At 70.3% G+C, this 5,682-nt stretch carries 4 protein-coding genes and 1 pseudogene; 3 read left to right on the top strand and 2 right to left on the bottom strand.

Annotation, left to right across the window (positions count from 1 at the left end):
* Positions 1-215: 215 nt before the first annotated feature.
* On the bottom strand, positions 216-2,054 hold the full coding sequence (locus G3I40_RS41810) for a phosphoenolpyruvate carboxykinase (GTP) (protein WP_164560024.1): 1,839 nt from the start codon (positions 2,052-2,054) through the stop codon (positions 216-218).
* 338 nt (positions 2,055-2,392) lie between these two features.
* Between G3I40_RS41810 and G3I40_RS41805 the strand changes: the two genes are divergently transcribed.
* From G3I40_RS41805 to G3I40_RS41795, 3 genes are all read left to right on the top strand, one after another.
* Positions 2,393-3,082, top strand: a complete 690-nt coding sequence (locus G3I40_RS41805; protein ID WP_164560023.1) for a hemolysin III family protein — start codon at positions 2,393-2,395, stop codon at positions 3,080-3,082.
* Positions 3,083-3,197: 115 nt separating this feature from the next.
* Positions 3,198-4,757, top strand: coding sequence for a DHA2 family efflux MFS transporter permease subunit (locus G3I40_RS41800; RefSeq protein ID WP_164560022.1), 1,560 nt, complete (start codon positions 3,198-3,200; stop codon positions 4,755-4,757).
* Between the two features lie 11 nt (positions 4,758-4,768).
* A complete protein-coding gene (locus tag G3I40_RS41795; RefSeq protein ID WP_164560021.1) occupies positions 4,769-5,380 on the top strand; it encodes a TetR family transcriptional regulator in 612 nt (203 codons plus the stop codon).
* Positions 5,381-5,470: 90 nt separating this feature from the next.
* On the opposite strand, the pseudogene G3I40_RS41790 reads toward G3I40_RS41795, so the two are convergent.
* Positions 5,471-5,682, bottom strand: a pseudogene (locus G3I40_RS41790) (hypothetical protein); the annotation flags it as partial.

The raw sequence follows: 5,682 nt of genomic DNA, 5'->3' as shown, positions 1-5,682 counted from the left end.
ATCGCCGGCCTGCACCAGCGGGCGCACGCGCTCGCCGGGCGCGCACTGGTGGTGGCGGCGTCCCGCGCGGACACGGCCACGGCGATCCTGGCGGCCCGGCGCATGGAGTACCACGCCGAGGCCGGGCGGCCGGTGGCCGCCTAGTCAGGTCCTCGGCCCAGAAATGCGATCAGGCCCCCCGCACGCCTTTGTGCGGGGGGCCTGTTCAGGTCCGGTCAGCCGAGGCGGCGCACCAGGTTGCGGTACTCGTCCCACAGCTCCTTCGGCGTGTGATCGCCGAAGGTGTTGAGGTGCTCGGGCACCAGCGCTGCCTCCTCGCGCCAGACCTCCTTGTCGACGGTGAGCAGGAACTCCAGGTCCGCGTCGGCCAATTGGAGGCCGTCCGTGTCCAGGGACTCCTTGGTCGGGAGAATGCCGATCGGGGTCTCGACACCGTCCGCCCGACCGTCGAGGCGGTCGACGATCCACTTCAGGACGCGGCTGTTCTCACCGAACCCGGGCCACACGAAGCGCCCGTTCGCGTCCTTGCGGAACCAGTTGACGTAGTAGATCTTCGGGAGCTCGGCGGGGTCCTTGCCCGCGCCGACCTTCACCCAGTGGGCCATGTAGTCGCCCATGTTGTAGCCGCAGAACGGGAGCATCGCGAACGGGTCGCGGCGCAGTTCGCCGACCTTGCCCTCGGCCGCGGCCGTCTTCTCGCTCGCCACGTTGGCGCCGAGGAAGACCCCGTGGTTCCAGTCGAAGGACTCGGTGACCAGCGGGACCGCTGAGGCACGCCGCCCGCCGAAGAGGATCGCCGAGATCGGCACGCCCTTGGGGTCCTCCCACTCGGGCGCGATGATCGGGCACTGGGACGCCGGGACGGTGAAGCGGGCGTTCGGGTGCGCGGCCGGGGTGCCGGACGCGGGCGTCCAGTCGTTGCCCTTCCAGTCGGTGAGGTGCGCCGGGGTCTCCTCGGTCATCCCCTCCCACCAGATGTCGTTGTCGTCGGTGAGCGCGACGTTGGTGAAGACGGAGTTGCCCCAGAGGGTCTTCATCGCATTGGCGTTGGTGTGCTCGCCCGTGCCGGGCGCGACGCCGAAGAAGCCGGCCTCGGGGTTGATCGCGTAGAGGCGGCCGTCCTCGCCGAACCGCATCCAGGCGATGTCGTCGCCGATCGTCTCGACGGTCCAGCCGGAGATCGTGGGCTCCAGCATGGCGAGGTTGGTCTTGCCGCACGCGGACGGGAAGGCCGCGGCGACGTACTTCGCCTCCCCCTGCGGCGGGGTCAGCTTGAGGATCAGCATGTGCTCGGCGAGCCAGCCCTCGTCGCGCGCCATGACGGACGCGATGCGCAGCGCGTAGCACTTCTTGCCGAGCAGGGCGTTGCCGCCGTAGCCCGAGCCGTACGACCAGATCTCGCGGTCCTCGGGGAAGTGCGAGATGTACTTGGTGCTGTTGCACGGCCAGGGGACGTCCCGGTCGTCCGGTCCCAGCGGGGCGCCCAGGGTGTGGACCGCCTTCACGAAGAAGCCGTCCTCGCCGAGCTCGTCCAGGACCGGCTGGCCCATCCGGGTCATCGTGCGCATGGAGACGGCGACGTACGCCGAATCGGTGATCTCGACGCCGATCGCGGACAGCGGCGAGCCCAGCGGACCCATGCAGAACGGGACGACGTACATCGTGCGGCCCCGCATCGAGCCGCGGAAGATCCCCCCGTTGCCCTCGTTGCCCCGGAAGATCTCCCGCATCTCGGCGGGCGCCTTCCAGTGGTTGGTCGGGCCCGCGTCCGCTTCCTTCTCGGAGCAGATGAACGTCCGGTCCTCGACCCGCGCGACATCGGTCGGGTCGGACGCCGCGTAGTACGAGTGCGGGCGCTTGATCGGGTCGAGCTTCTTGAACGTTCCCTTGATGACGAGCTCTTCGGCGAGCCGCTCGTACTCGGCCTCGGAGCCGTCACACCAGACCACACTGTCCGGCTGCGTGAGTTCGGCGATCTCGTTGACCCACGAGATCAGTTCCTTGTGGTTGGTCGGGAGGGTGCCCAGGGCGGGAGCCGCGATGTCGCGCGCCACGATCGCTCCTAAATGAGGGTGTTGAGTTGGGTGCCCCGTGGGGGCCGCGACCCGGACGCTGCGCCTCCCGTTCCACTGGATCCCAGTGAGCGCTCATCCGGTGCCGACCGCACTCATTTGATCATCCGACCGTTTCGCCCATCTGTCCAGAGGGCCTCACACCTGAGCGGGCGTGAGCATCGCCACTCGGATCGGGAGTCGGGGATCACCGGACGGGACCACAGGACAGGCCGGAGGTCCGGGCCGGAAGTCAGGGATCAGCACGTCGGGTTAACGCCGTGTGAGAACTGACGCTCTCCCTGTCCGGCACCTACGGTTCCGTAGGTACGATTCCCGGCATGAGCGTCGCCGCAGAGCAGCCTGTGCCCGAAGCCCCCCTCACAGATCCGGTCTCGCTGAAGCCGAGACTGCGCGGATGGCTGCACGCGGGCATGTTCCCGGCCGTGCTCATCGCCGGGATCTTCCTGACGGCGCTGGCCGACTCGACGCGTGGCCGCATCGCCTGCGGCATCTTCGTCCTGACGGCGTGCCTGCTGTTCGGCGTGAGCGCGCTCTACCACCGGGGCAACTGGGGCCCGCGCGCGGACGGCGTCCTGCGCCGGCTCGACCACGCGAACATCTTCCTGATCATCGCGGGCACGTACACGCCGCTGACGATGCTGCTGCTGCCCGACTCCAAGGGCGACGCGCTGATGTGGGGCATCTGGGTGGCGGCCGGGGCGGGCATCGCCTTCCGCGTCTTCTGGGTCGGCGCCCCGCGCTGGCTCTACACCCCCTGTTACATCGCGATGGGCTGGGCCGCGGTCTTCTTCCTGCCCGACTTCCTGCGCACCGGCGGCATCGCCGTCCTCGTCCTGGTCGTCGTGGGCGGGCTGCTCTACAGCGCGGGCGGCGTCATCTACGGCATCAAGCGCCCCAACCCCTCGCCCCGCTGGTTCGGCTTCCACGAGGTCTTCCACTCGCTGACCCTCGCGGCGTTCGTCGTGCACTACGTCGGCATCTCCCTGGTGGCCTACCAGCACGCCTGACGCTCACCACCACCCCCTCTCCTTCTGGCCGCGGCACACCAGCCGCGGCCTTTTTGCGTTTTCGATAGAGACTCTGGATTGACAGACACTAGGAACTGAGAGCTACTCTCATTTCATGGTTACTGTCACTCAGCAAGCGCAGACGCGTCCGGACCCCCGGCGCTGGTGGGCCCTCGGGGCCCTGGTCGCGAGCATGCTCGTGCTCGGTTTCGACATGACGATCCTCAATGTGGCGCTGCCGACGATCGCCGAGGACCTCGGCGCCACCACCGGTCAGCAGCAGTGGATGGCGGACGCGTACATCGTGGTGTTCGCCGCCCTGATGCTCCCCGCGGGACTGCTCGGCGACCGGTTCGGCCGGCGCCGGATGCTCATCGGCGGGCTCGGCATCTTCCTCGCCGCCTCCCTCGTGGGCGCCTTCGCCGGCGACGTCACCTGGGTCATCGTGGCCCGCGCCCTGATGGGCGTCGGCGGGGCGCTCGTGATGCCGCTCGCCATGTCCGTACTGCCCTCGCTGTTCCCGCGCGAGGAGCAGACCAAGGCCCTCGGCATGATCTCGGCGGGCTCCGCCCTCGGCATGCCGCTCGGCCCGATCATCGGCGGCTGGCTGCTCAACCACTTCTGGTGGGGCTCGGTCTTCGTCCTGAACGTGCCGATGGTCGCGATCGGCATCGCCGCCTGCCTGTTGCTGCTGCCCGAGAGCCGGGACCCGGCCGCGCCCAAGGTCGACATCGTCTCCACGGTGCTCACCGCGCTCGGTCTCGGCGCCCTCATCTACGCGATCATCGAAGGCCCCTCGAAGGGCTGGAGCGACGCCGTCGTCATCGGCGGATTCGTCGCGGCCGTCGTCCTGCTCGGCGCGCTCGTACTGCGCGAGCGGCGCAGCACCCGCCCCATGCTCGACCTCACGCTGCTGGGACACCGCGGCTTCCTCAGCAACACCCTCGCGGCGACGCTCGGCATGTTCGTCCTGTCGGGCCTGATGTTCCTGCTGCCGCAGTACCTGCAGGCCGTGCTCGGCACCGACTCGCTGGCCACCGGCATCCGGATGCTCCCGATGATGGGCGGCATGCTCGCCGCGGCGAAGCTGGCGCAGCCGCTGGTCGCGAAGTTCGGGGCGCGGTCGGTGATCGTCGTCGCGCTCGTGGTGCTGGCCTTCGCCTCGTTCCTCGGGGCGCGCACCACCGCCGACTCGGGGTACGGCTTCACTGCGCTGTGGCTGGCGATCGCCGGGGTCGGCGTCGCGTTCGCGATGATCCCCGCGATGGGCGGCGCCCTCGGCGCGCTCTCCAGGGACCAGGCGGGCCGCGGCTCCGGGCTGCTGAGCACGGTGCGCCAGACCGGCAGCGCGCTCGGTGTCGCCCTGCTCGGCGCCCTCGTCGCCGGCGCGTACACGAGCCGGCTCAGCACCACGGGCCTGCCGGACGCGGCCGCGGGCGCGGCCCGCGACTCGGTGATCGGCGCCCATGTGGTGGCGGGCAGGCTCGGCGACCACGCCCTCGCGGCGTCGGCGAACGCCGCGTACGTGCACGGCATGGACCTCGCGCTGGTCGTCATCGGCATCGTCGCGCTGGCCGCCGCCCTGCTCTCCGCGGCCCTGATGCCCGGCCGCCCGCAGTCGGCCGGGACGACGGCCTCGGCGCCGGAGGTAGCCCCGATCAGCGCGGATGCCTGACAATGAGCGCCATGGCCGCCTCAGCACAGAGCGCCGCGGAGCCCAAGGTCGGGCTCCGCGAGCGCAAGAAGATCAAGACCCGGATGGCGATCCGCGACGCGACGTACCGACTGATCATGGACCAGGGGTACGACGCGACGACGGTCGAGCAGATCGCCGAGGCCGCAGAGGTGTCGCCGTCCACCGTCTTCCGCTACTTCCCGACGAAGGAAGACATCGTCCTCACCGACGAGTTCGACCCGATCGTGGAGCGGGAGCTGCGCAAGCGGCCGGCCGACGAGTCGATCGTGGACTCCTTGCGGCACATCATCGACCACGCCATGAACCTCGCGCAGCACGGCGAGGACGCGGAGGTGTCCAAGCTGCGGATGCGCCTGCAGGTCGAGGTGCCCGCGGTGCGCTCGCGGATGATGGAGTCGATGTCGGTCACCGGCCAGATGATGTGCCGCGTCATCGCCGATCGCACCGGGCGCGACGAGGGCGACCTGGAGGTCAGGGCGTACGCGATGGGTCTGGTCGGTGCGCTGATGGAGGCCGCACGGTACTGGGCCGAGCACGACTACGAGGGCGAACTGCACGACTACGTGATGCGGGCGATGGACGCCGTGCAGCACGGGCTCTAGGACTCGCCTGTCCCGCGGACCCCGGGTCCGGGGGCCGGCGGGGCGGGGTCCGCGGACCCCGCCCCTGGATACCGCCCTCCCGGGGAACCGTCAGTCCCGCGCCGCGCCGAGGATCGCGCCCAGCCGGTCGACGTCCGTCACCGGGGCATCGCATACGAAGTGCCGGCACACATAGGCCGTCTCATGCCCGTCCACGCGCGGCCGGTCGGCGAGCAGCGGGAGTTCGTCGCTGCCCTCCGCGCCCGCCGCGACGACGGCGCCGGGCGCGGTCCCGGTGAGCGCGGCGTGGTGCATGCGCCCGC

It is taken from the genome of Streptomyces sp. SID14478 (assembly GCF_010548525.1).
Lineage (GTDB): Bacteria > Actinomycetota > Actinomycetes > Streptomycetales > Streptomycetaceae > Streptomyces.
This window is presented reverse-complemented; position numbering and strand designations above follow the sequence as displayed.

Bases quoted from the DNA above. Each gene is read 5' to 3' on its own strand.
- G3I40_RS41805 (WP_164560023.1), top strand. From the start codon at position 2,393: ATGAGCGTCGCCGCAGAGCAGCCTGTGCCCGAAGCCCCCCTCACAGAT.
- G3I40_RS41800 (WP_164560022.1), top strand. From the start codon at position 3,198: ATGGTTACTGTCACTCAGCAAGCGCAGACGCGTCCGGACCCCCGGCGC.
- G3I40_RS41795 (WP_164560021.1), top strand. From the start codon at position 4,769: ATGGCCGCCTCAGCACAGAGCGCCGCGGAGCCCAAGGTCGGGCTCCGC.